19 protein-coding genes are annotated in these 22,900 nt (G+C 40.4%); 2 read left to right on the forward strand and 17 right to left on the reverse strand.

The annotated features are described in order from the left end of the window. Position 1: 1 nt before the first annotated feature. The 7 genes from scpA to MKY27_RS10070 form a co-directional block, all read right to left on the reverse strand. Positions 2 to 2,152, reverse strand: coding sequence for a methylmalonyl-CoA mutase (scpA, locus tag MKY27_RS10040; RefSeq protein ID WP_339171680.1), 2,151 nt, complete (start codon positions 2,150 to 2,152; stop codon positions 2 to 4). Next, entirely contained in the window at positions 2,149 to 3,831 is a 1,683-nt protein-coding gene (locus MKY27_RS10045; RefSeq protein WP_339194803.1) for a methylmalonyl-CoA mutase family protein, read from the reverse strand. The genes scpA and MKY27_RS10045 overlap by 4 nt, the downstream gene beginning before the upstream one ends. 126 nt (positions 3,832 to 3,957) lie before the next feature. Further along, positions 3,958 to 5,316, reverse strand: a complete 1,359-nt coding sequence (locus MKY27_RS10050; protein ID WP_339194805.1) for a dihydrolipoamide acetyltransferase family protein — start codon at positions 5,314 to 5,316, stop codon at positions 3,958 to 3,960. Positions 5,317 to 5,388: 72 nt separating this feature from the next. Continuing rightward, complete coding sequence (locus MKY27_RS10055; protein ID WP_339171688.1) at positions 5,389 to 6,372, reverse strand: alpha-ketoacid dehydrogenase subunit beta; 984 nt, start codon at positions 6,370 to 6,372, stop codon at positions 5,389 to 5,391. Then, positions 6,372 to 7,382, reverse strand: a complete 1,011-nt coding sequence (locus MKY27_RS10060) for a thiamine pyrophosphate-dependent dehydrogenase E1 component subunit alpha (protein ID WP_339171689.1) — start codon at positions 7,380 to 7,382, stop codon at positions 6,372 to 6,374. Before MKY27_RS10060 ends, MKY27_RS10055 begins: the two co-directional genes overlap by 1 nt. 20 nt (positions 7,383 to 7,402) lie before the next feature. Beyond that, positions 7,403 to 8,812, reverse strand: coding sequence for a dihydrolipoyl dehydrogenase (gene lpdA / locus MKY27_RS10065; protein ID WP_339171691.1), 1,410 nt, complete (start codon positions 8,810 to 8,812; stop codon positions 7,403 to 7,405). 55 nt (positions 8,813 to 8,867) lie between these two features. Next, positions 8,868 to 9,962, reverse strand: coding sequence for a Glu/Leu/Phe/Val dehydrogenase (locus tag MKY27_RS10070; protein ID WP_339194808.1), 1,095 nt, complete (start codon positions 9,960 to 9,962; stop codon positions 8,868 to 8,870). 402 nt (positions 9,963 to 10,364) lie between these two features. Between MKY27_RS10070 and MKY27_RS10075 the strand changes: the two genes are divergently transcribed. Then, positions 10,365 to 10,598: a DUF2627 domain-containing protein gene (locus MKY27_RS10075; protein WP_339171697.1), complete on the forward strand. Its 234-nt coding sequence runs from the start codon at positions 10,365 to 10,367 to the stop codon at positions 10,596 to 10,598. A gap of 103 nt (positions 10,599 to 10,701) precedes the next feature. Here the strand turns inward: MKY27_RS10075 and MKY27_RS10080 are convergent, their stop codons facing one another. The 3 genes from MKY27_RS10080 to MKY27_RS10090 all read right to left on the reverse strand — a co-directional run bounded on the left by MKY27_RS10080 (position 10,702) and on the right by MKY27_RS10090 (position 13,579). After that, positions 10,702 to 11,424, reverse strand: a complete 723-nt coding sequence (locus tag MKY27_RS10080; RefSeq protein ID WP_339171700.1) for a glycerophosphodiester phosphodiesterase family protein — start codon at positions 11,422 to 11,424, stop codon at positions 10,702 to 10,704. Then, positions 11,424 to 12,995, reverse strand: a complete 1,572-nt coding sequence (locus tag MKY27_RS10085; protein WP_339194809.1) for a FapA family protein — start codon at positions 12,993 to 12,995, stop codon at positions 11,424 to 11,426. The genes MKY27_RS10080 and MKY27_RS10085 overlap by 1 nt, the downstream gene beginning before the upstream one ends. 149 nt (positions 12,996 to 13,144) lie before the next feature. Continuing rightward, the gene (locus MKY27_RS10090; RefSeq protein ID WP_339194811.1) at positions 13,145 to 13,579 is read right to left on the reverse strand and encodes a hypothetical protein; all 435 of its coding nucleotides are present in this window, start codon (positions 13,577 to 13,579) and stop codon (positions 13,145 to 13,147) included. Positions 13,580 to 13,932: 353 nt separating this feature from the next. Between MKY27_RS10090 and MKY27_RS10095 the strand changes: the two genes are divergently transcribed. Next, entirely contained in the window at positions 13,933 to 14,406 is a 474-nt protein-coding gene (locus tag MKY27_RS10095; RefSeq protein WP_339194813.1) for a DNA polymerase III subunit alpha, read from the forward strand. A gap of 108 nt (positions 14,407 to 14,514) precedes the next feature. On the opposite strand, the gene spo0A is transcribed toward MKY27_RS10095, so the two are convergent. The 7 genes from spo0A to MKY27_RS10130 all read right to left on the reverse strand — a co-directional run bounded on the left by spo0A (position 14,515) and on the right by MKY27_RS10130 (position 22,897). Further along, complete coding sequence (gene spo0A, locus MKY27_RS10100) at positions 14,515 to 15,306, reverse strand: sporulation transcription factor Spo0A (RefSeq protein WP_079527582.1); 792 nt, start codon at positions 15,304 to 15,306, stop codon at positions 14,515 to 14,517. Between the two features lie 350 nt (positions 15,307 to 15,656). After that, complete coding sequence (locus tag MKY27_RS10105; RefSeq protein WP_339194817.1) at positions 15,657 to 16,580, reverse strand: SpoIVB peptidase S55 domain-containing protein; 924 nt, start codon at positions 16,578 to 16,580, stop codon at positions 15,657 to 15,659. Between the two features lie 191 nt (positions 16,581 to 16,771). Continuing rightward, complete coding sequence (gene recN, locus MKY27_RS10110) at positions 16,772 to 18,463, reverse strand: DNA repair protein RecN (protein WP_339194819.1); 1,692 nt, start codon at positions 18,461 to 18,463, stop codon at positions 16,772 to 16,774. Positions 18,464 to 18,479: 16 nt separating this feature from the next. Beyond that, a complete protein-coding gene (gene argR / locus MKY27_RS10115) occupies positions 18,480 to 18,929 on the reverse strand; it encodes a transcriptional regulator ArgR (protein ID WP_079527588.1) in 450 nt (149 codons plus the stop codon). A gap of 273 nt (positions 18,930 to 19,202) precedes the next feature. Beyond that, positions 19,203 to 20,021: a TlyA family RNA methyltransferase gene (locus MKY27_RS10120; RefSeq protein ID WP_339194821.1), complete on the reverse strand. Its 819-nt coding sequence runs from the start codon at positions 20,019 to 20,021 to the stop codon at positions 19,203 to 19,205. 6 nt (positions 20,022 to 20,027) lie between these two features. Next, on the reverse strand, positions 20,028 to 21,923 hold the full coding sequence (gene dxs, locus MKY27_RS10125) for a 1-deoxy-D-xylulose-5-phosphate synthase (RefSeq protein WP_339194822.1): 1,896 nt from the start codon (positions 21,921 to 21,923) through the stop codon (positions 20,028 to 20,030). Positions 21,924 to 22,012: 89 nt separating this feature from the next. Continuing rightward, positions 22,013 to 22,897 (reverse strand): polyprenyl synthetase family protein, encoded by an 885-nt coding sequence (locus tag MKY27_RS10130; RefSeq protein ID WP_339194825.1) that lies wholly within the window; start codon positions 22,895 to 22,897, stop codon positions 22,013 to 22,015. Positions 22,898 to 22,900: the final 3 nt, after the last annotated feature.

Below are 22,900 nucleotides of genomic sequence, written 5' to 3' on the forward strand. Positions count from 1 at the left end.
ACTACTCTGCCACTTCCTCATAACCTAACTTTTTATAAATTTCTTCTATAATACGGATTGCCGATACTGGAATTACAGTACCTGGTCCGAAGATTGCTGCTGCACCTGCTTCATACAGGAACTCATAGTCTTGAGCCGGGATGACACCGCCGCAAATGACGATAATGTCTTCGCGACCTAGTTTCTTCAATTCAGCTACAAGTTCAGGCACTAATGTTTTATGACCCGCTGCTAACGAAGATACGCCGATACAGTGTACGTCATTTTCATTTGCCATTTGTGCTGTTTCTTCCGGTGTCATGAACAACGGAGAAATATCGACATCGAAACCTAAGTCCGCATAGCCAGTTGCTACAACTTTTGCTCCGCGGTCATGTCCGTCTTGTCCCATTTTCGCCACTAAAATACGTGGACGGCGACCTTCTGCTTCCAGGAAGTCTTCTGTCATTTGCTTCACTTCTGAAATCATTTCATCATCCGAGAAGTTAGCAGAGTAGACTCCGGAAATTGAACGGATAACTGCTTTATGACGGCCGGATACCGCTTCAATCGCATCCGAAATTTCACCTAATGATGCACGTGCTCTCGCCGCATCCACTGCAACAGCTAATAGGTTTTCAGAGCCGTCTTCAGCCGCTTTTGTAATTCGGGCTAAATGTTTTTGTACTTCCGCTTCATCACGAGTAGCCTTCATTTTTTCAAGGCGGGCAATTTGTGACTCGCGTACGATTGCATTGTCGATATCCAAAATGTCGATTGGATCTTCTTCAGCAAGACGGTATTTGTTTACGCCGACAATCGTTTCTGTTTTTGAATCGATTTTCGCCTGACGTTTAGCCGCTGCTTCTTCAACTTTCATTTTCGGAAGCCCTGTCTCAATCGCTTTTGCCATTCCGCCAAGTGCTTCGATTTCTTCGATTAATGCCCATGCTTTTTCTGTCAGCTCTTCTGTCAGTTTTTCAACATAGTACGAGCCGCCCCATGGATCGATTACTTTTGTCATTCCTGTTTCTTCTTGCAGGAATAGCTGTGTATTACGTGCAATACGCGCCGAGAAGTCTGTCGGTAACGCAATGGCCTCATCCAGTGCATTCGTATGAAGTGACTGTGTGTGACCCATCGCTGCCGCGTTTGCCTCGATTAATGTACGAGTTACGTTATTGAACGGATCTTGCTCTGTTAAACTCCAGCCTGATGTTTGCGAGTGTGTACGAAGTGCAAGAGACTTCGAGTTTTTCGGATTGAATGTAGACATCATCTGTGCCCAAATACGACGTGCTGCACGCATTTTTGCAACTTCCATGTAATAGTTCATGCCGATCGCCCAGAAGAACGATAAACGCGGTGCAAATGCATCGATATCAATGCCTGCTTTTAAACCAGTACGTACATATTCAAGACCGTCTGCCAATGTATAGGCAAGCTCGATATCATTTGTCGCACCCGCTTCTTGAATATGGTAACCCGAAATGGAAATCGAGTTGAATTTCGGCATGAATTTCGCCGTATATTCAAAAATGTCCGCAATGATTTTCATCGACATTGCCGGTGGGTAGATATATGTGTTACGTACCATGTACTCTTTTAAGATGTCGTTTTGGATCGTACCGGCCAATTTATCAGGCGATACTCCCTGTTCTTCAGCTGCAACGATGTAGAAAGCTAGAATCGGTAATACGGCACCGTTCATCGTCATCGATACTGACATTTGATCGAGTGGAATACCGTCGAATAAAATTTTTGCATCTTCAACCGAATCGATTGCAACGCCGGCTTTTCCGACATCCCCTGTTACACGAGGGTGATCCGAGTCATAACCGCGGTGTGTTGCTAAGTCGAATGCTACTGAAAGCCCTTTTTGACCCATTGCCAAGTTACGACGGTAGAAAGCATTTGATTCTTCCGCTGTCGAGAAACCTGCATATTGACGCACTGTCCATGGACGCGCGACATACATTGTCGGATATGGGCCACGTGTATTCGGTGCAATACCAGCCACATCTTTTAAATGTTTTGCATCTTGAATGTCTTCTTTATTGTAGACAGAATTCACTTCAATGCCTTCATTTGTCACGTACGAGCCTGTAGAAGTAAGTTGCTCTTGTTTTAATACATCTTCAATGACAACCGTTGCGAAATTTGCTTTACTCATTGTTGTACCCCCTTCACGCTCATCACGACATCCGATAGCTTTTCTACGATATTCTGACCTGCATGAATAAAGCCGTTTAAGCCTTTTGCAGTCCATGCCGCTTCTTCTTCTTTATATTTACCAGCCACGTCCAATACAACTGTTTGTTTTTTATTTTCTAACAATGCTGGAACAATGGCTTTCGTATCTTCATCCGTTGCTGCTATTACTACATAGTCATAGTCTTCGCTTGCCAGCCAAGCTGTTGCGTCTTCAACTGTTTGGAAGCCTGCTGTCTGATATGCTACGATGCCCGCTGTTGCGAAGAATCCTTGTACAAAATCTGCGCGCGGCTTATAGTTTTTCAGTTCGCCGAATGTCAAAATCGCTGCCTTGATTCCAGTTTGTGCATAAGTTGCACGTAAGTTTTCGAATGGAACGGCAAGACGTTTTACATCTGCAAATTGTGCATTCTCAGTTGTTGCTACTGTGTCTTGCGGATTCGCATAAATGTTAGTACCGATTAATGAATGCTTGCGTGTTTCCACTTGCTTCATGCGCTCCTGATATACTTCCTCAATTTGAGCATCGATCCCGTATGTTTCCAATCCGCCAGCAATTTCGATTTCCAAGAACAGTGCCCATGCTTCTTTTACATAGTCTGCTGTTAATGATTCGATAAAATATGAACCGCCTGATGGATCGATTACATTTGTTACATGCGACTCTTCCTTCGTAACAAGGGAAACATTACGTGCAATACGGATTGACTGCGCTGATACACCTGTCAAAGCATCATGCGGGTGTACTGTAATAACATCTGCACCGCCGATTGCCGCTGAGAACGCTTCATTGCCTGCACGTAACAGGTTTACATAAACATCATATTTCGAGAAGCTGCGTACCGAAGTTTCCACAACGACCGGGACAGCGCTTGCTTCATTGCCGAATGCTGAAGCAAACGCTTTCCATAATACTTTGAAGGCACGAAGTTTTGCTACTTCTGCAAAGAATTGCGTATCGACCGCAAACTGTACGAAAAACTTCTGTTCAAATGCTTTAAAATCTTCTACTGTAGTGGCAAGTTTTGCTGCTTGTGCAAGCGCAATCGCAAGCTCTTGAACTGCATTAGCACCGTCATTATGGAACGGAATTGTATTTGCCCCAAAAGTGCGGACGTTTGGATAGTCAGCTAATTCCACTGATTCTGGGGAAACGATGTAGCCTACAATATCACTACGTTTAGCTTCGTCAATATATTTGAATACATCCAGCACCGCATCTTCAGCAGAAGAAACGATAAATTTAAATGAATTTTCGGATAAATATGAAGCGAGTTTTTCGCTATCTTGTTCAGTCCAGTCAAATGCAACCGGGCTGTTGATTGTAATCATTTCATTGCCGCGTGATAAGCTATCCTCGATATTGGCAAAAAAGCTGGCTGCGTCATTGCCGGCAATTTGCTGGGCAACAGTGAAGCTCGTCTGTTTTGTTAAAGAACGGATTGTTGATACTTGTTTCTCCAGTTGATCTCCCAATTTTTCGATTAAGCTTTCTTCTGTATAAAGTGGGTCAAGTGTTATATTTTCAATTGTCTTTGTAAATAAGGATTCAAACGGTTTTCCTTTTAATGCTTTTACCGCTTCTTCCTTCCACTGCTCATAGCTAGCTGTTTGAAATTCGATCTCTTTCATATTCATTGACATGTGGTCGCTAAGTAGCTTCCCCCCTTGTTATATTTCTGTACTATAGTTTACACGAGAATGTTCTGACAATAAAGAGAAAAAAAACGTGAAAGCCTTATTTCATAGGCTTTCACGACATTTTTAGTAGACTGACATCTTCTGTTTATCGACATTTTCGAGAATTTTTTTCACACGAGATAAGAATTTACCACAAATCATCCCATCCAAAATTCTATGGTCTAATGATAAACATAAATTCACCATTGAGCGTGGTGCAATCATATTCCCCTGTACTATTACAGGTCTTTTTACAATACTTTCCACCTGTAAAATTGCTGCCTGTGGATGATTGATAATGCCCATCGACTGAACAGAACCAAATGAACCGGTATTATTGACAGTAAATGTACCACCTTGCATATGTTCCATTTTCAGTTTACCGTTGCGTACAAGATGCGCATATTCATGAATTTCTTTTGCAATGCCTTTAATCGATTTTTCATCGACATTTTTGATAACCGGCACAAATAATGCATCATCCGTAGCTACAGCAATCGATAAATTAATATCTTTCTTCTGAATGATCTTATCTTCCGCCCAAACCGAATTGATGATCGGGAATTCTTTAAGCGCCTGAGAGACCGCTTTTAGGAAGAATGCAAAATACGTCAGATTGAATCCTTCTTTTTTCTTGAAATCTTCTTTTATGCTGTCACGGTATTCAACTAGCTCTGTCACATCGACTTCCATCATCATCCATGCATGCGGAATTTCATGTGTGCTGCGCAGCATATTTTTCGCAATCGCTTTACGCACTTGTGTCACCGGAATTTCGATATCTCCTGCAGCAACAGGAATGTCCTGTTTCGGCTGTGGTGCAGGTGCCGAAGTTTGCGTAGCGCTTTGTGCTGACGTTTGTGGAGACGATTCTTGTTTTTGTTCAGCAAATGCTGTTGGTTGTTCATCATTCGAAATGTCCTGATTTGTCGGCTTCCCTGCAGCAATATAAGCTTCGACATCTTTTCTTGTGATCCGATTGCCAACACCTGTGCCGGTAATCTGAGACAAGTCGACATCATGTTCATTGGCCATTGATAAAACAGCAGGTGAAAAACGACCAGGCTTGCGTTCTGTGCGCTCTGGTTTGTCTTCTTTTTTCGCTGCCGGTTTTTCTTCTTCTTTCTTCTGTGAGCCGGCATTTAAAATGGCCGAGCTGACATTCGAGCTTTTTTCTGCCGGTGCTGGCGGCAATTCAGAGCCTTCCACTTCAATCGCGCATACTACTGCGCCTACCGGCAATGTTTCACCTTCGTTTGCGATTAACTCTGTAATTACCCCTGCAAACGATGAAGGGATTTCGGCACTAACTTTGTCTGTTGTTACTTCTGCTAATGGATCATATTTATTTACTTTATCTCCCACTTGGACGAGCCAGCGTTCAATCTTACCTTCTGTTACACTTTCTCCAAGTTGCGGCATGACGATATTTTGAATTGTCATCAAACAATCCCCCTTTAACTAATAGGCCTTTGCTGTTTGTTTAGGATTCTTATACAATCCCAATTCTATCAACTAGAATTCAGCGAGTTCGCGAATTGCTTTTTCTACTTTGTCAGGATTAATCATGAAGAACTTTTCCATTGTTGGTGCGTATGGCATTGCTGGTACATCCGGTCCTGCGAGACGCTTGATCGGTGCATCCAGTTCAAATAGGCAATGCTCTGCAATAATGGCTGCCACTTCACTCATAATGCTGCCTTCTTTATTGTCTTCAGTGATAAGAAGGATTTTACCTGTTTTTCTTGCCGCTTCAATAATCGCTTCTTGATCTAACGGGTAAACAGTACGCAAATCTAAAATATGTGTTTCAATGCCGTCTTTAGCCAGACGTTCTGCTGCCTGCAATGCAAAATGAACCGCAAGACCGTATGTGATGACTGTTACATCATCGCCTTCACGTTTCACATCGGCTTTTCCGATCGGCAATGTATAATCATCTGTCGGTACTTCACCTTTAATTAGGCGGTATGCACGTTTATGTTCGAAAAACAGTACTGGATCCGGATCGCGAATGGCCGCTTTTAACAAGCCTTTTGCATCATATGGTGTTGATGGAATGACAATCTTCAATCCAGGTGTCCCTGCAAACATTGCTTCAACCGATTGTGAGTGATAAAGGGCACCATGAATTCCCCCACCAAATGGCGCACGCACGACTAAAGGACAGCTCCAGTCATTGTTCGAGCGGTAACGAATTTTTGCTGCTTCTGAAACAATCTGGTTTACAGCAGGCATGATAAAGTCCGCAAACTGCATTTCGGCAATCGGACGCATGCCGTACATTGCTGCACCGATGGCAACACCGGCAATTGCACTTTCCGCTAACGGTGTATCTAGTACACGCGCTTCGCCGAACTGGTCATACAAGCCTGTTGTCGCTTTGAACACGCCGCCTTTTAAGCCGACATCTTCCCCTAAGACGAAGACGCGGTCATCGCGCTCCATTTCTTCTTTCATCGCTAGGTTAATCGCATCAATATAAGAAATTACCGGCATTACGCATCTTCTCCTTCCGCATACACAAAACGCAATGCATGTTCTGGCGAGGCATAAGCTGCATTTTCTGCATAATCTGTCGCTTCATTGACAGTATCCATAATTTTTTTGTTTATTTCTTCAAATAGCGCATCATCCGCTATTCCGTTGTCTTTTAAGTATGTTTCAAATAAAATAATCGGGTCTTTTGCTTTTCCTTCTGCAATATCTTCAGCTGTACGATATTGACGATCATCATCATCCGAAGAATGGGCTGTCAGTCGGAACGAAACCGTTTCGATCAATGATGGCCCTTCACCGCGACGTGCACGATCAGCCGCTTCTTTTACCACTTTATATACTTCCAATGGATTTTTGCCGTCCACTGTCACACCAGGCATCCCGTAGCCGATTGCACGATCTGATACTTGTGCACACCCAAGTTGACGTTCAACCGGAACAGAAATTGCATATTGGTTGTTTTCTACCATGATAATAACCGGCAGTTTGTGTACTCCTGCAAAGTTTGCTCCTTCATGGAAGTCTCCTTGGTTTGACGAACCTTCACCAAGTGTTACAAATGTGATAAAGTCCTTTTGCTGCATTTTTCCTGCAAGTGCAACACCGACCGCGTGCGGTACTTGTGTCGTTACAGGAGAAGAACCCGTAAGTATACGATTTTCTTTTTGACCGAAATGCCCCGGCATTTGACGCCCGCCAGAGTTCGGATCTTCCGCCTTCGCAAACGCCGAAAGCATTAAATCTTTTGCCGTCATGCCGAAATGAAGGACAACCCCCATATCGCGATAGTACGGCGCAATATAATCCTTTGTATGATCAAGGGCAAAGGCAGCACCTACTTGAGCCGCCTCTTGTCCTTGGCATGAAATAACAAATGGTATTTTGCCTGCACGGTTTAACAGCCACATCCGCTCATCAATACGGCGTGCCATCAGCATTGTTTCGTACATTTTCAGCACATCTTCATTCGTCAATCCTAATTGTTCATGTGTAATATTAGTGTCCGTCATAAAATACCCCCTTGTCACTATTAAAAATGAATCGCTTTGCCTTCAATCGCCAGCGCGGCTTCCCCAATAATTTCGCTCAACGAAGGATGCAAATGCACCATCTGTCCAACTTCCCATGGTGAGGCATTTAAGAATAAACCAAGAGCAGCTTCAGAAATTAAATCCGTTGCATGCGGTCCGATTAAATGGACGCCGACAACATCATTCGAACTTTCATCGGCAACTACTTTCACAAAGCCTCCTGTTTCACCATAGACAATCGCTTTACCGATCGCTTTAAACGGGAATGTTGTTGTCACAACTTTATAGCCGTTGTTTTTCGCTTGCTCTTCCGTAAGGCCGACACTTGCGACTTCCGGATTACTGTAGACGCCTCGTGCAATATTGGCATAATGCAGTGGAATCGAATTCTGTCCCGCGATATGCTCGACAGCACGTATCCCTTCATGTGAAGCAACATGTGCCAACTGCATGCCACCGATCACGTCTCCTATAGCATATATATGACGTTCTTTCGTCTGGAAATGTTCGTTTACTGAAATATATCCTTTATCCAGTTCGATTTCCGTGTTCTCCAAACCGATATTAGATGTGTTCGCTACCCTTCCGACTGATAACAAAAGTGCTTCTGCTGAAATGGTTTCATCATTCACTTGTAGCGTTACATCTTCCTTCGTATCAATTGCTGAAGGATCGAGTTTAACATTGAAATGAACGTTTACCCCGCGCTTTTTCAAAGATTTCAGCATCTCTGCGGAAATGGCTGCATCTTCAGTTGGAAGCAAACGGTCACCTAGCTCGATAATCGTAACTTCGACATCGAAATCAGTAAGCATTGACGCCCATTCGACACCAATTACGCCACCACCGATAATAATGGCCGACTTTGGAAGCTTCTCGATTGTCAGGAATTCATCAGATGTGAACACCTTTTTCCCGTCCACTTTCAACCCATCCAATGTGCGAGGACGTGAACCTGTCGCAATAATGACGTTTTGCGGAACAAGCATCTCATTTTCTGTGCCGTCATTCATTTCCACTGAAATCGTACCTGGCATCGGTGAGAAAATAGATGGCCCTAAAATACGGCCGAACCCGTCATAAACATCGATTTTTCCTTTTTTCATCAAATGCTGGACACCTTTGTAAAGTTTATCGACTACGGTAGCCTTTCTTTGTTGGACACGTTCAAAGTCAATTTTGACGTCATTCACTTCTACTCCAAAATCAAGTGCCTTTTTCGATTGTACATATACTTCAGCACTTCGAAGCAATGCTTTAGTAGGAATACATCCTGCATGCAGGCATGTACCCCCCATTTTGTTTTTTTCGACGATTGCCGTTTTCAATCCGAGCTGTGAGGCACGGATTGCGGCTACATAACCGCCTGTGCCCCCGCCTAAAATAACGACATCATAATCTTTTGCCATAACCGACACCCCTTTTTCCAGTTACAAAATCAATTACTTCTTTCGGAACCGCGACTTAGCGCCCGTTTAAAATATTTTTTTCGTTTTGAAGGAACTGACTGCGGGATTTCGCTACACGAGCAATACGCTCTTCCGCTAAACGGTTTGCTGCTAAATAAGTTGGAATATCTTCTTCTTTTGAAATTGCAAAAATCTTTTCCAAGCTTGTGTAGATCGTTTCAACACGCTTCATTGCGCGCTCGCGATTGTAGCCGTATAACTCATCTGCTACGTTAATAACCCCACCTGCATTAATTACATAATCCGGTGCATAAACAATGCCTAAATCATGCAATACTTTACCATGTCTTGATTCTGCCAGCTGATTGTTTGCAGACCCAGCAATAACCTTCGCTTTGAACGTTGGAATTGTTTGATCATTAACAATTGCGCCAAGTGCACATGGTGAGAAAATGTCCACATCTTGTGAGTAAATCTCGTCAGGTGCTACAGCTACCGCTCCAAAGTCTGCTACGACACGATCGATTGCTTGCTGATTAATGTCCGTTACGATTAGTTTCGCTCCTTCATTATGCAAGTATTCACATAATGTGTACGCAACATTCCCAAGACCTTGAACCGCTACTTTACGTCCTGCAAGTGAATCGTCTCCAAATGCTTCTTTCACTGCTGCTTTCATTCCTAAAAATACACCATACGCTGTAATTGGCGATGGATTGCCCGAGCTGCCGAATGCCGGTGAAATACCTGTCACATAATTTGTCTCTTCATGGATTAAATCCATATCGGCAACTGTTGTACCTACATCTTCCGCCGTAATATATCGACCATTCAACCCTTGAATGAAACGTCCTAATGCACGGAACATTTCTTCATTTTTATCTTTGAACGGATCTCCAATAATAACTGTTTTACCGCCACCTAAATTTAAGCCTGCCGCCGCATTTTTATAAGTCATACCGCGTGCTAGACGAAGTGCATCTTCAATAGCTGCTTCCTCTGAGGCATATGTCCACATGCGCGAACCCCCAAGAGCAGGACCCAATGTTGTATCATGAATAGCAATAACCGCTTTTAACCCCGATGCCTCATCTTGGCAAAAGACTACCTGTTCAAAATCATATTTCTGCATGTACTTGAAAATTTCCATAACACTATACCCCTCCACTCAAGAAAGCGCTTACTTTCTCGTATATTATTAAAATCTGTTAATTAAAGATAATAAATACTCAAATTTGTATAATTTTATTATCGTTATTTTTACAATACTTATAAATCTAAAAGGATGCAACTAGAAATCCCTAATTTAACTTAAATTAGAATATTCGGACAATTTTTAACCAAAAAAACACCTAAAAAATAGGCGAAATTTCAAACATAAAAATTATTTTAAAAAAGTAATTATAGGTTAGTTGAGGTGATCCATTATTTCCATTCTATGAATCTATACCCGAATATTGACTTTCTCTGCCTGCATTGTAAAATTAAGTGATACTAAAATAATCTGTGATATTGATTCATTCAGTGTTTTTTAAGTGGAGGAGGACTGTAAATGGCACGCATGGCTGCATTTATCGTACTAGTCATTCCCGCAATTTTAATGGCAGCCGGGATAAAATTTATGCGAGATACATTATTCGGTATTTTAATTTCACCATTTCCATGGATTTGGTTACAATTCGTCGTTGGTGCCATTTTATTTGCCGTTTCATTTTTATTTTTCGCAGGCTTTTTACTGCACCGCGATCGCAAGCGCGGCAAAGTTTCGCAGCGTTGGCAAAAATAAGACCGTAAAGAAAAAATCAAATTTCTTTTTAAAAGGAAATTTGATTTTTTTCGTATATTCAATTTGCTAAAAAAATAAAAAGGTAATTAACCCCATATTGAGATTAATGTCGATTCATCTGTGCTTCCTGGACTAAATGAGGAAAATCCGTAATCCACCCTTTTACAATTGAATGCGGATTTTTAAGAAAGGACTCATTGCCCTGGATTCCGTAAAAACGCATGCCGATATTGGCTGTTTTACAAGCCTCTAAGTATTGGCCTTTATAATAACGTTTATGTGCATGGATCGCATCGTAGAAATTCTGATCTGCTAATGTGGCCCAATAGAATTTTCTCGTAATAATATAACCTGTTTCGATGTCAGGGCGAATCTCTTTCACAATTTTTAACAGCGAATCATGGAATGATGAAAAATGGCTGTTTTCAGGTAAATGAATCGTTTGCAGTAATTCCTTCAAAACATGCTCATTCGTAATTAGCGACTCTTTCAGTTCCACATTTAACGCAATATTTTCTTCATTTGCCCATTCCAGTACATCGGCAAAGGCAATCATCCGGTCACGACGAAACATCCGTTTAAACCGCGGACCTAGTTTATAATGAATCAGTTCATCATAGGAGCATTGATTGACCATTTTGTTAATACCGGCCAGCCTCTTTAAGTCATTGTCATGAAACACGACTAAAATACCATCATTTGAAACTTGGAGATCCAGTTCAATGCCATCTGCCCCAAGTTCTTTCGCTTTTTTAAAGGCAGCAAACGTATTTTCTAAATGAAAGCTCGATGCCCCTCGGTGGGCAAAAATGGGTATATTATTCATTACACATTCAACTCTCCATTTTCTATTAAAAATCGTCCATTTGTGATAGACGTCAAAACAGTGGACTTTTTGCCGATCTGTATATATGTACCAGGATATGCTTCTTTCGTCACGTGTATCTCTGCTTTATTGTCTTTACGCAAATCGCTCATCAATTGTTTGATTTCACGATCTACATTAAGCGCGGTTTCTTTATTGGAAGCGAGCTTTTGTTTTGAGAGCTCCAGCGCTTCCAATTGTCGTTGTGTTAACGAATGTATAACAGGAAGGATACGTTCTATTTGTGTTTCCAGCTCCACGATATCTTCCTGCATTGATTTCAACAGCGATGCCTTGTACTGGATGGTTTCAAGACTTTGCGCTTTGTTTATACAATTGATGATCAGTTCAGTCGGCCTTTCCAATCGGTTTCCTGAACATGCCGTAACGATGGTACTCTTTGCAATTACCGTTCCACCGATAATTTTCCCTTTTCGTTCATCAACTAAAATGGAATGTGCCGATAAATTAGAACCTAATGAATAAAATCCAATATTCAGATTTCGACCTGCGACAAGATGGGCATCATTCACATGTTTCACGAAAATATCACCGCCAGCTTCTACTCGTGTTTCTCCTAATCCGAATATGCCTCCGCGAATAAAAATATCGCCATCTAAAGACTTAATCAGTTTCGCTCCGGATACACCTTCAGGATGTTCGATTGAAATATCCCCGTTTGCAACAACCGAAAAGCCTGGCTGGACGGTTCCTTTTATCGAGACAGATCCATTAAACTCAATATTCCCGGTTTCAATGCCTACATCGCCAACAATCGGTAAATGGTGATTAACACTGACCATCCCTTCATGTTCTTCAACGACGCCGCTTATTTTCGAACGTAGTACCGTTTTACCATCTTCTTCAACTTCAAACGCCGATTTATGGTCATATTTTAACGGTAAGTCACTTCCCCATGGGGCAGGTATCGATTCTCCACAAACATTCATTCCTGGAATACCTGGCTGTGCATGGATTTTCTCACCTAGCCATTCGCCTTCTTCAATTTCATAAATGAAGTTCATATCATAGTAATCCGCTTTGCCATCTTCTCTAATGACCGGTTTTCGCTCAGGTAGTTCCAAATAGATGATTTGTGCATCTTCCCCTTTGACAGGTGGCGTACCTTGCGCAATCAATGTTGCTTTTGCAGTAACAATGTTCTCCAAGTTCACATTTAAAATTCCATGTATTATGTTCGCTTCAGCTAAAAGTTTCTGAACCCTTTTCTGAATAGATTGCACGTTGTCTTTTATATACTCCGCTGTCTCGTATACAAAAAGCGAGGCAGACATTTTATCCCTGGAAATTTCGATTACAATCGATGGCAGCCATATACCGATTTCAACAGGGGAATCACTCACTTCATTTAGTCCCTTTTTTAATAAAGCGAAATTCGTAAGTTTGATTCGAGGATTTTGGCGCACAACCGTTTCAAAGTCTTTTAGCATAAAACCTGGCTTTTGGGTTTGCAAGTATACTTTTCCATCATTTTTTATTATTTTGAAAAAATTATTTTCATGAATTACCATACCATTCCACCTCTCCCTACATTACAGTATATACATTTTTTTAATTTTTGTTTAGTTAAATATTGGAGTATGAGAAGGTTTTTAAGCATTCCCTTTAAGTGGAATATAAATCTTCTGTCTCATAAGTTCTAAATGCTTACAATATATTATTATAGTGAGCGCTGGAATTGGAGTAAATTATGATACATATCTGATAAGTCTTTCAAATACCTTTCATCCTGTGTTTCAATAGCCCTAAGTGTTCGATTGATCATTAAAATATCTAGTTCGATTGAATTGGTTAAATTTTGATGGTTAATATTATTTTCGATAATTTCATTTCTTATTGTGCCAAGCTCATGTAAATAATTTTCCAGCTCCTTTTCCATATTTTGAAGCTGTATATTGCTTAATGTACCAAGCAGCAATATATCGTTGTAACACGTCTCACGTTGAACATGTAATTCTTCTTTATATTTTTTCACAACCTCATCAGGAGAATTGGCCGTCGTTGTATGGGATGCATCAAAATCTTGCGGAAATTCTACAAGCAGAAAAAATGTCAGGACGCCGAGAAGAATCATTAGAAATTTCCATCGTTTCATTTTTCATCGCTCCTTATTGTTGTCCCCCTATTCTACTGCGTATTTATATTAATAATATGAAATTAATATTAAAATCCTATGACAACAAAAAAAGTGTCCAGCATCCGCTAGACACAAAAAGATAAATACGTTCTCAAACATACTATCCAAAGAAAGGAGGTAAAACGAAGACGAAGAATTTCTTAGCCTTGCTATTTAATTTTACCCGTTGTTATTTTTTGTTAAACGTAAATTAAAATTTTTTATTCGCTTTCTATGATTTACAACTTTTATAGTGTTACAAAGTCTAAAATTTCTATTTTCAGGTTAAAATACTCATAAATTACCAATGAATGTAAAAGGATGATCATGAAATGAGTGTTATTGTACTTGATAACAAAAGGCTTTTTCTTAAAAGGATAAAAAATTACGAGGTGAATACCGAAAAAATTTATTATAGAAATGAAAAAGCAGAAGAAAGATTACTTTTTCTGTTCCTAATGAATGAGGAAGAACTCTGGAGTGAATACAAGTTCGAATATTTATATATTAAGATGTTTGATGGGAATGAATTCAAGTATTTTTCAGATAAAAAATTATTTAATATTTTGAAGAAAATGGAGAAATATTTTGAAGATGTCGATCTAAGCGAGATAGAAGATTGCTCTTATGATCGTTCGGAAGACTGTTACTTTGTAAGTGAAGATTTAAAAGAAATGCTTGAAAATGATGAGCACCTCGCGAAAGCTGTGGATAGTTACGTAATAATTAAAGATACCTTCATCTTTGTTGATGAAGACATCTCAACTATCGTAAGTAGGATGGATAATTCTTTTGGTACCGTATAAAGAAATATAAAAGCCTTCTTAACTATAGAAAGGTAAGAAGGCTTAATTATTAAAATAATAGTCTTGTAATAGAATAAGTCCAGTGGCAAACTGCATGCCTACGAATAATTAGCTCGCTACCATCTCAATACGGATTTTGTCAGCAATCATAGCAATAAACTCCGAATTCGTCGGTTTTGATTTCATATGGTGTACGGTATAGCCGAACAGTTCCGAGATGTTCTCATAGCTACCGCGGTTCCAGGCTACTTCAATGGCATGGCGAATGGCACGTTCCACACGTGACGGGGTTGTCCCGAATTTTTTCGCGATTTCCGGATATAAAATTTTTGTAACCGAGCTTAACAACTCAATATCGTTGTAAACCATCTGGATCGCTTCACGTAAATAAGCATATCCTTTTATATGTGCAGGTACACCAATCTCTTTGATGATGCCTGTAATCGTTGTATCCAATAAACGTGTGTCCATTTTAGCAGGTGTACTCGTTGATAAAACCGGTACACGTTTTTCCTGTTCAACTTTCTTTCCTGCACAATGCAGAATTTTTTGAACAAGCTGCTCAAATTCAAAAGGCTTTAACATGAAGTAAGATGCACCGAAATTCACAGCCTGCTTCATAACATCTTCTTGGCCAAAAGCAGTTAGCATAATGACTTGAGTCTGTGTATGACGCTCATCGTTATACATCTCTTCCAATACAGCAAGGCCATCCAAATGCGGCATAATGATATCCAATAGCAGCACATCGATTTTATGCTCTTCCAGCATTTTAATACAGATTTTACCGTTAGACGCTGTTGCAACAATTTCAATTTGCGGATGATTCGTAAAATACACTTCCATCATTTTAACTAATTCGCGATTATCATCAGCAATCGCAATTTTCACCTTTGACAAACAAAATCCCCCTTTTATAATTCTATCTCTTATATATTCATTACAATGGCAAATTGTATGAGCTTTCTTACAAATGTCCAAACTTCTTGTGTAATACAATTGTAACAAAAATGAACGACAGTTGTCTTTCGTTCTCTCTTATTTTGCATTGTCTTTTAGAGAAGTTTCGACAGAATTACTAAATTTCCTTTTCTTTCATAAAAAATAAGTAACAAGTAGTACCTTTTCTCTGTTTATCGACAAGGAAATATATGGTTCATCATTTGTCGATTAATCATCATGTACTATTGTAATGAAAAAAGCAAAAAAAGACTACACTTTATTAAAAAGTATAGTCTAAAGTATTTTTATTACGGGCTCTTTTTCAGCATTTCAATAACAAGAATACCGGCACCTTTTGTTGGTTCTTCGATAAACATATGTGTTACCGCACCAACGAACTGGTTATTCTGTATAATAGGACTTCCGCTCATCCCCTGAACAATGCCGCCCGTTTTCTTTATTAGACGGTCATCGACGACATTGAAAGCAAACGTATTATCCGTTTGTTTGTCAATTTCGATATCGAACAAATTGACCTCTTCCCCGTCGATTGCCGTTAAGATTTGTGCTTTTCCCTTTTTTAACTCATTTGCATGTATAATTTCCAGCGGAGGATGCAAACTGTCATGTAATGATTGTTTCCAATTACCAAAAATTCCGTATACATCATTGCTTTTTACTGAACCGAGTGGCGTTTGCGATTTATCTACAACTGAAATTTTGTACCCTGGCTGTCCAGGCGTACTTTTCTTCACTTGTGAGATAGATGCTTCAAAGATTGCACCATCATTGAATTTCGGAGGTTGCTTCATTGTAGAGTCTACAATTTGATGTCCAAGCGCTCCGTACTCCATCGTTTCAGGATCGATATACGTTAACGTTCCAATTCCATCTGTTTCACTTTTTAAAAATGGTTTTAAATGCACCAGTTCATGAGCTGATACGTTGATCTCTCGTTGTTGCTTTCCATTTTCAACGGTCAGTGTAAATGATTCGCCTTTGCCGGCAATGTCTTCTAACTGGCTCACTTTTTCACCATTAAGTTCTAAAATATGTTCTCCCTTTTTCAACCACTCACTATTTTCCAATAATACGTCCTGTGCAACCATTACATAAGGCATCTCCAACTGAACGCCAATTGAATGGCCCATTGGAATTAATGATTTCCCCAATACTTCTATTGGTGATAACATAAAAAGCAATGCAACGAGTATCGACCATTTTTTAATCATCATTCACCTCCTCTATGCGCTTACTATGTGAAAATTTGACGGAGTTATGAACGGAAAAATTTTGTTGATATGAGGAAAAATTAGAATGTATCCTCTGTAATCCTTGTTGCTTCGCGACCTTGAAAAATATACGTTACAAAAAATAAAAAACCGTCGAAAATTTTTTTATTTTCAACGGTTTTTTTGTCTATTTAATTCATCGTTTCTTTACGTTCATTGGCCATATGGATTAATTCGGAAGCATGTTGTAATGTCAGGTCTGTAATTTCGGCCCCGCTCATCATGCGGCTGATTTCCACAATTCGTTCCTTTTCTTCCATTTCCGTAATTGATGTAAATGTACGGTTATGCTCTACTTGCTTTTTAATATAGTAGTGATGATCCGCCATTGCGGCAACTTGCGGCAAGTGAGAAATACATAATACTTGCGAATTGACTGAAATAGCAGCAATTTTTTCTGCAATTGCCTGAGCGACACGTCCGCTTACACCCGTATCGACCTCATCGAAAATAATCGATGTAATGCCATTTGATGAAGAGAAAATCGTTTTAAGCGCCAGCATCATCCGCGAAAGTTCCCCGCCTGAAGCAACTTTAGGCAGCGACTTCGGTGGTTCCCCAACATTTGTTGAAATGTAGAATGCGACAAAATCTTTGCCGTTCGCATCCAGCTGATTAAGCGGCTCGAATTTAACGATAAACTGCGCTTTTTCCATATGCAGCATCCGCAGCTCATTCATTATGGCATCACTCAGCTTAATGGCATTCTCTTTACGGATCGTCGTCAACTGATCTGCAATTTTATTAAGATCGGCTTCCATCTTCGCCAGCAATTGTTCATTTTTCTGCAATGTTTCATCACGGTTCATAAGCTGGCTTAACTCTTCTTCGATTTTTTCATGATACGTTAAAATCTCTTCAACTGTCGTACCATATTTACGTTTCATAGTTTGGTATAAAGCAAGACGCTGCTCGACCTCGTTCAAGCGTTCCGCATCATACTCTAAATCATCAAGCACATTTTTCACTTGATATGCCGCATCCTGCAATGCATAAAAGCTCGAAGTAACCGCTTCAGAAGCCTCTTTGAAATTCGAATCAAGCGCGACAATGTCTTCCAGAGCATTCATCGCATTCCCGATGAAATCCAGTCCTGTTCCATCATCGGAAATAGCTGAATACGCAATGTTCGCACGCTCAAATATTTTATGGAAATTCATCAAACGAAGACGTTCTTCATCCAGTGCCTCTTCTTCATCAATTTTCAAACCGGCCTGTTCCAGCTCCTGTATTTGGAATTGATATAAATCGATGCGCTGTGCCATCCGCTGCTCGTCCATACTCAGCTCAGACACTTCTCTTTTCAATTGGCGGTACGCCTCATATGCTTCATCGTACTTCGCCTTTACCGGCAGAAGCTCATGATGTGCATAATGATCGAGTAAATTGATATGGAATTTTTCGTCCATCAGCTCCTGATTTTCATGCTGTCCATGAATATCGATTAAACTGCCGCCAATATCCCGTAAAACAGATAATGGAACAAGTTTGCCGTTCACTCTGCAAACACTCTTTCCTGAATCATGCAAATCACGTCTTAAAATAATCGTATCTTCCTCTGATTCTATCCCATGTTCTTCGAGTTTCGCAAAAATCGGATGCTGACTATTATCCACATGGAATAAGCCGCCCAGTTCCGCTTTTTTTTCTCCATGGCGGATAAACTCGGTAGACCCTCGTCCGCCAGCCAATATATTAACCGCATCAATAATGATCGATTTTCCGGCACCTGTTTCACCTGTCAAAACAGTCAGACCTCCGAAAAAACTAACGGTTAAATCATCAATAATAGCAAAATTTCGAATGCTTAATTCTCTTAACAAACCATTCCACCTCGGTTTACAGCATATCTAATAAGCGATTTTTTATTTCTTCACGTTCGTCCTCTGTTCGACACATGATTAAAATCGTATCGTCCCCACAAATCGTTCCTAGTATTTCAGACCAGTCCAGATGGTCCAACAATGATCCGATTGCATTGGCATTCCCCGGCAATGTTTTCATTACTAAAAAATGTGACGCTCCATCAATCGAAACGAAAGCATCTGCCAACGAACGATGCAATTTTTGAATTGGGTTGAAGCGTTGGTCTGCTGGTAAACTATATTTATAACGACCGTCCTGTAACGGTACTTTTACTAAATGCAATTCTTTAATATCACGTGAAACCGTTGCTTGAGTGACATTGTAGCCGGCATTTTTCAGCTGGTCGACTAAATCGTCCTGTGTCTCGATTTCGTTATTTGTAATAATATCACGGATGCGTATATGGCGCTGTCCTTTGTTCACAAAAGTCACCTCATTAAAATGTATAGGAATATATGTATATTTACACTACCATTTGCATAAAGGAAAAACAAGAAAAAACCGTACATATGTTCAAAAATCCGTTTTTTTCGACTATTTTCTACATAAAGATGAATGCAAACAACTTCAATTTTCGTATAAAATCTGATCATTAGTATAAATAAAAATTCAATTAATCATGCGTCATCATAGACCGTTGCAACTTAATAAAAAAAGCACAAAACAAATCCACAAGAATCTGTTTTGTGCTTTTCTTTATTTCAGCTGCATATGTGCTTCTTTTACGACTTGCTCGAAGTTTGTGAAGGCTTCTACCTCTTCACCGTCATGCGGATTATAAAGGTGGAATAAAAATTCAATATTCCCTTCCCCGCCCGTTATCGGTGAAAATGAAGCATCCTTGACAACAAACCCGATTTCCGTTGCCATTTTAGCTGTTTCTTCCAAAACTGCTAAATGGACTTTCGGTTCACGGACAATACCTTTTTTCCCTACATTTTCACGACCTGCTTCAAATTGCGGTTTTACGAGTGCCATCACATCGCCACCAGGCATTAAAACCGTTTTTAATACAGGCAGAATCAACGATAGCGATATAAATGAAACATCGATTGTCGCGAAACTTGGTAAACCTTCTACTAAATCTTCCGGCTTTGTATATCGGAAATTGGTTTTTTCCATAACCGTTACACGCTCATCCGAACGGATTTTCCATGCAAGCTGGTTCGATCCGACATCCAGTGCATAGCAATGGCGCGCACCGTTTTGCAGTGCACAATCCGTAAATCCGCCTGTAGAAGAGCCGATATCAAGCATTAGCTTACCTTCTACAGATAGATCAAAAATTTCAAGTGCCTTTTCCAGCTTCAGTCCGCCTCGTGACACATATTTTAGCTGAGAGCCTTTTACTTGCAGCGGTGCATCGATTTCGATTTTTTCCCCTGCTTTATCAATGCGGATTTCGTTTGAGAACACGAGACCAGCCATAATCGAGCGTTTTGCCTTTTCACGCGTCTCACATAAACCGCGTTCTACAAGCATTATATCTACTCGTTCTTTTTTTTGCTTTGTCATTCTTTATTAAACCCTATCCGACTGTTTTTTCGGTACAAGCTGTGTAATGCGTTTTACCGCTTCTTCAGCTGTCACGTTTATTTCTTCCAATAATAAATCAACTTCACCATGCTCGATAAATTCATCCGGAATCCCGATACGCTCAATTTGAACATTACGGTATTTCTTATCGATTGCAAATTCCAGCACCGCACTACCAAATCCGCCTTGCAGCAATGATTCTTCAATTGTTAAAATCGGCAAGTTTTCCTGCATAATTTCATGCAGCATCCCTTCATCCATCGGTTTGATGAAACGTGCATTCACAACGCGTACATCAATACCTTGATAAGCCAACTGTTCCGCTGCCTTCAATGCCATTGGAATCGTTGTACCGAATGTCAGAATCACTGCATCCGTACCTTCACGCAGCACTTCCCATGAACCGATCGGCAATGCTTTCATTTCTGCATCCATTTCAACACCTAAGCCATTGCCGCGAGGGTAACGAAGCGCGATTGGACCATCATTATATTCAAGTGCAGTTTTTACCATATGTTGACCTTCATTTTCATCTTTAGGCATCATCAATACGATATTCGGAATATGACGTAAAAACGATACATCAAATACGCCTTGGTGTGTTTCGCCGTCCGCGCCAACAAGGCCAGCACGGTCAATACCAATGAATACATTCAAGTTCGGGCGTGCAATATCATGCAGCACCTGGTCATACGCACGTTGTAAAAACGTCGAATAAATTGATAAAAACGGTTTCATTTGTTGTGTTGCAAGACCTGCCGCCATTGTAGTTGCATGCTGTTCGGCAATCCCTACATCAAAGAAGCGATTCGGGAAGTCTTTTTGAATACCTTCCAGTTTTGAACCGACAGGCATTGCCGGTGTAATCGTTACAATCCGGTTATCTTCCTTCATGCACTTACGAACCGATTCTGCGACTAGGCTGCTCCACGCAGGACCTTTTGTTGAAGATTTTACGAAAGCACCTGTTTCCATTTTATATGGACCCGTACCATGCCAAGTACCGATTGTATCGTCTTCGGCAGGTTTGTAGCCTTTGCCTTTTTTCGTCAATACATGGACAAGCACAGGACCTTGTACTTTTTTCGCATATTCCAATGTTTTTTCCAGTGCTTCAAAATCATGCCCGTCAATCGGACCTAAATATTTGAATCCTAATTCCTCAAAGAATACACCTGATACAACTAAATACTTTAGGCTGTCTTTTACACGTTCAGCAGTAGCGGCAAGCTTGTCGCCAACCATTGGAATTTTGTGAATTAATGATTCCAAATCTTCTTTTGCACGTGAATATTCTTTTGCCGTGCGCAGACGTCCTAAAACGTCATGCAATGCCCCAACGTTCGGCGCAATCGACATTTCGTTATCATTTAAGATAACGATCATATTCGTTTTTTCATGACCAATATGGTTCAATGCTTCCAGTGCCATACCGCCTGTCAATGCACCATCACCGATAATCGGTACAACAAAGTTTTTGTCCCCTTTAATATCTCTCGCCGCAGCCATACCCATAGCTGCAGATAAAGAAGTGGAACTATGCCCTGTTTCCCACATATCGTGTTCACTTTCGACAAGCTTCGGGAAACCGCAAAGTCCTTTAAATTGACGCAATGTGTCAAATTGACTTGCCCGGCCTGTTAAAATTTTGTGGACATATGCTTGATGCCCGACATCCCATAAAAATTTATCCTTTGGACTGTTAAAAGCTTTATGCAGTGCAATCGTCAGCTCAACGACACCTAAATTCGGGCCAATATGACCACCCGTAATTGAACATTTTTCGATCAGAAAAGCGCGAATTTCTCCAGCCAGCGCTTCTAGTTGCTTTTTATTCAAGTCTTTCAAAAAGGATGGACTAGAAATTTTAGTTAAATCCATCTCATCCACACACCTTTTCATCAGTTTATTCACCGTTGTGATTTTTCTATTATATCAATGTACAACACAAGACAAAAGTTTAACACATTTTAGTTACTACGTCTCACAATATACTGTGCAAATTGTCGAAGTAATGTCGTATCGATGTCGATTTTTTGCAATGCATCAATCGCCAGCTCATAATGTTCATTCAGCTTTTGCTTTGCACCGTCTAATGTAAGTAAAGCAGGGTATGTACTTTTTTCGCTTGCTACGTCTTTTCCTGCTGTTTTCCCTAGCTGTTCCGAAGTTCCCTCAATATCTAAAATATCATCTTGGATTTGGAAGGCTAAACCGATATGGTGCGCATATTCCACTAATGCTTTTCGGTCAGAACTACTTGCATTTGCCAGCACGGCACCTGCTTCAATACTAAAACGAAGCAATGCACCTGTTTTATTTACATGAACCATTTCAAGCTCCTGTAAATTTAATAGACGCTTTTCTCCGTCCATATCAAGCACTTGTCCGCCGACCATTCCTTCAGCACCTGCCGCAATACTTAACAGATTGACAAGTTCAATGCGCTTTTCTGCAGATAGATTATTTAATCGTGCGATGACACCAAATGCCAATGTGTTTAATGCGTCTCCCGCCAAAGTGGCCAATGCTTCACCGTATACAACATGGTTTGTTGGCTTGCCGCGGCGCAATTCATCATCATCCATACTAGGCAGGTCATCATGGATTAATGAATACGTATGGATCATTTCAACAGCAGCGCCTAGTGAATAACTTGCTTCAAGAGACTGATTGTACATTTCGCAAACCGCTACAACAAATAATGGACGAATTCGTTTGCCCCCTGCTTTTAATGAATACAGCATCGATTCTTTTAAATGTGCCGGTGCTTGTATCGATTCAACGAGTTCGTACATTGTCGTTTCGAGCTGCGGTATATTAAGATCAATAAACTGCTTTAACGTGTTTTCCATCAG

It is taken from the genome of Solibacillus sp. FSL R5-0449, assembly GCF_037975215.1.
Classification (GTDB): domain Bacteria; phylum Bacillota; class Bacilli; order Bacillales_A; family Planococcaceae; genus Solibacillus.

What these genes read in the sequence shown, in the direction of transcription:
- scpA (WP_339171680.1), bottom strand. Translation starts at nt 2,152, where the DNA reads ATGAGTAAAGCAAATTTCGCAACGGTTGTCATTGAAGATGTATTAAAA.
- MKY27_RS10045 (WP_339194803.1), bottom strand. Translation starts at nt 3,831, where the DNA reads ATGAATATGAAAGAGATCGAATTTCAAACAGCTAGCTATGAGCAGTGG.
- MKY27_RS10050 (WP_339194805.1), bottom strand. Translation starts at nt 5,316, where the DNA reads ATGACAATTCAAAATATCGTCATGCCGCAACTTGGAGAAAGTGTAACA.
- MKY27_RS10055 (WP_339171688.1), bottom strand. Translation starts at nt 6,372, where the DNA reads ATGCCGGTAATTTCTTATATTGATGCGATTAACCTAGCGATGAAAGAA.
- MKY27_RS10060 (WP_339171689.1), bottom strand. Translation starts at nt 7,382, where the DNA reads ATGACGGACACTAATATTACACATGAACAATTAGGATTGACGAATGAA.
- lpdA (WP_339171691.1), bottom strand. Translation starts at nt 8,812, where the DNA reads ATGGCAAAAGATTATGATGTCGTTATTTTAGGCGGGGGCACAGGCGGT.
- MKY27_RS10070 (WP_339194808.1), bottom strand. Translation starts at nt 9,962, where the DNA reads ATGGAAATTTTCAAGTACATGCAGAAATATGATTTTGAACAGGTAGTC.
- MKY27_RS10075 (WP_339171697.1), top strand. Translation starts at nt 10,365, where the DNA reads ATGGCACGCATGGCTGCATTTATCGTACTAGTCATTCCCGCAATTTTA.
- MKY27_RS10080 (WP_339171700.1), bottom strand. Translation starts at nt 11,424, where the DNA reads ATGAATAATATACCCATTTTTGCCCACCGAGGGGCATCGAGCTTTCAT.
- MKY27_RS10085 (WP_339194809.1), bottom strand. Translation starts at nt 12,995, where the DNA reads ATGGTAATTCATGAAAATAATTTTTTCAAAATAATAAAAAATGATGGA.
- MKY27_RS10090 (WP_339194811.1), bottom strand. Translation starts at nt 13,579, where the DNA reads ATGAAACGATGGAAATTTCTAATGATTCTTCTCGGCGTCCTGACATTT.
- MKY27_RS10095 (WP_339194813.1), top strand. Translation starts at nt 13,933, where the DNA reads ATGAGTGTTATTGTACTTGATAACAAAAGGCTTTTTCTTAAAAGGATA.
- MKY27_RS10105 (WP_339194817.1), bottom strand. Translation starts at nt 16,580, where the DNA reads ATGATTAAAAAATGGTCGATACTCGTTGCATTGCTTTTTATGTTATCA.
- MKY27_RS10120 (WP_339194821.1), bottom strand. Translation starts at nt 20,021, where the DNA reads ATGACAAAGCAAAAAAAAGAACGAGTAGATATAATGCTTGTAGAACGC.
- dxs (WP_339194822.1), bottom strand. Translation starts at nt 21,923, where the DNA reads ATGGATTTAACTAAAATTTCTAGTCCATCCTTTTTGAAAGACTTGAAT.
- MKY27_RS10130 (WP_339194825.1), bottom strand. Translation starts at nt 22,897, where the DNA reads ATGGAAAACACGTTAAAGCAGTTTATTGATCTTAATATACCGCAGCTC.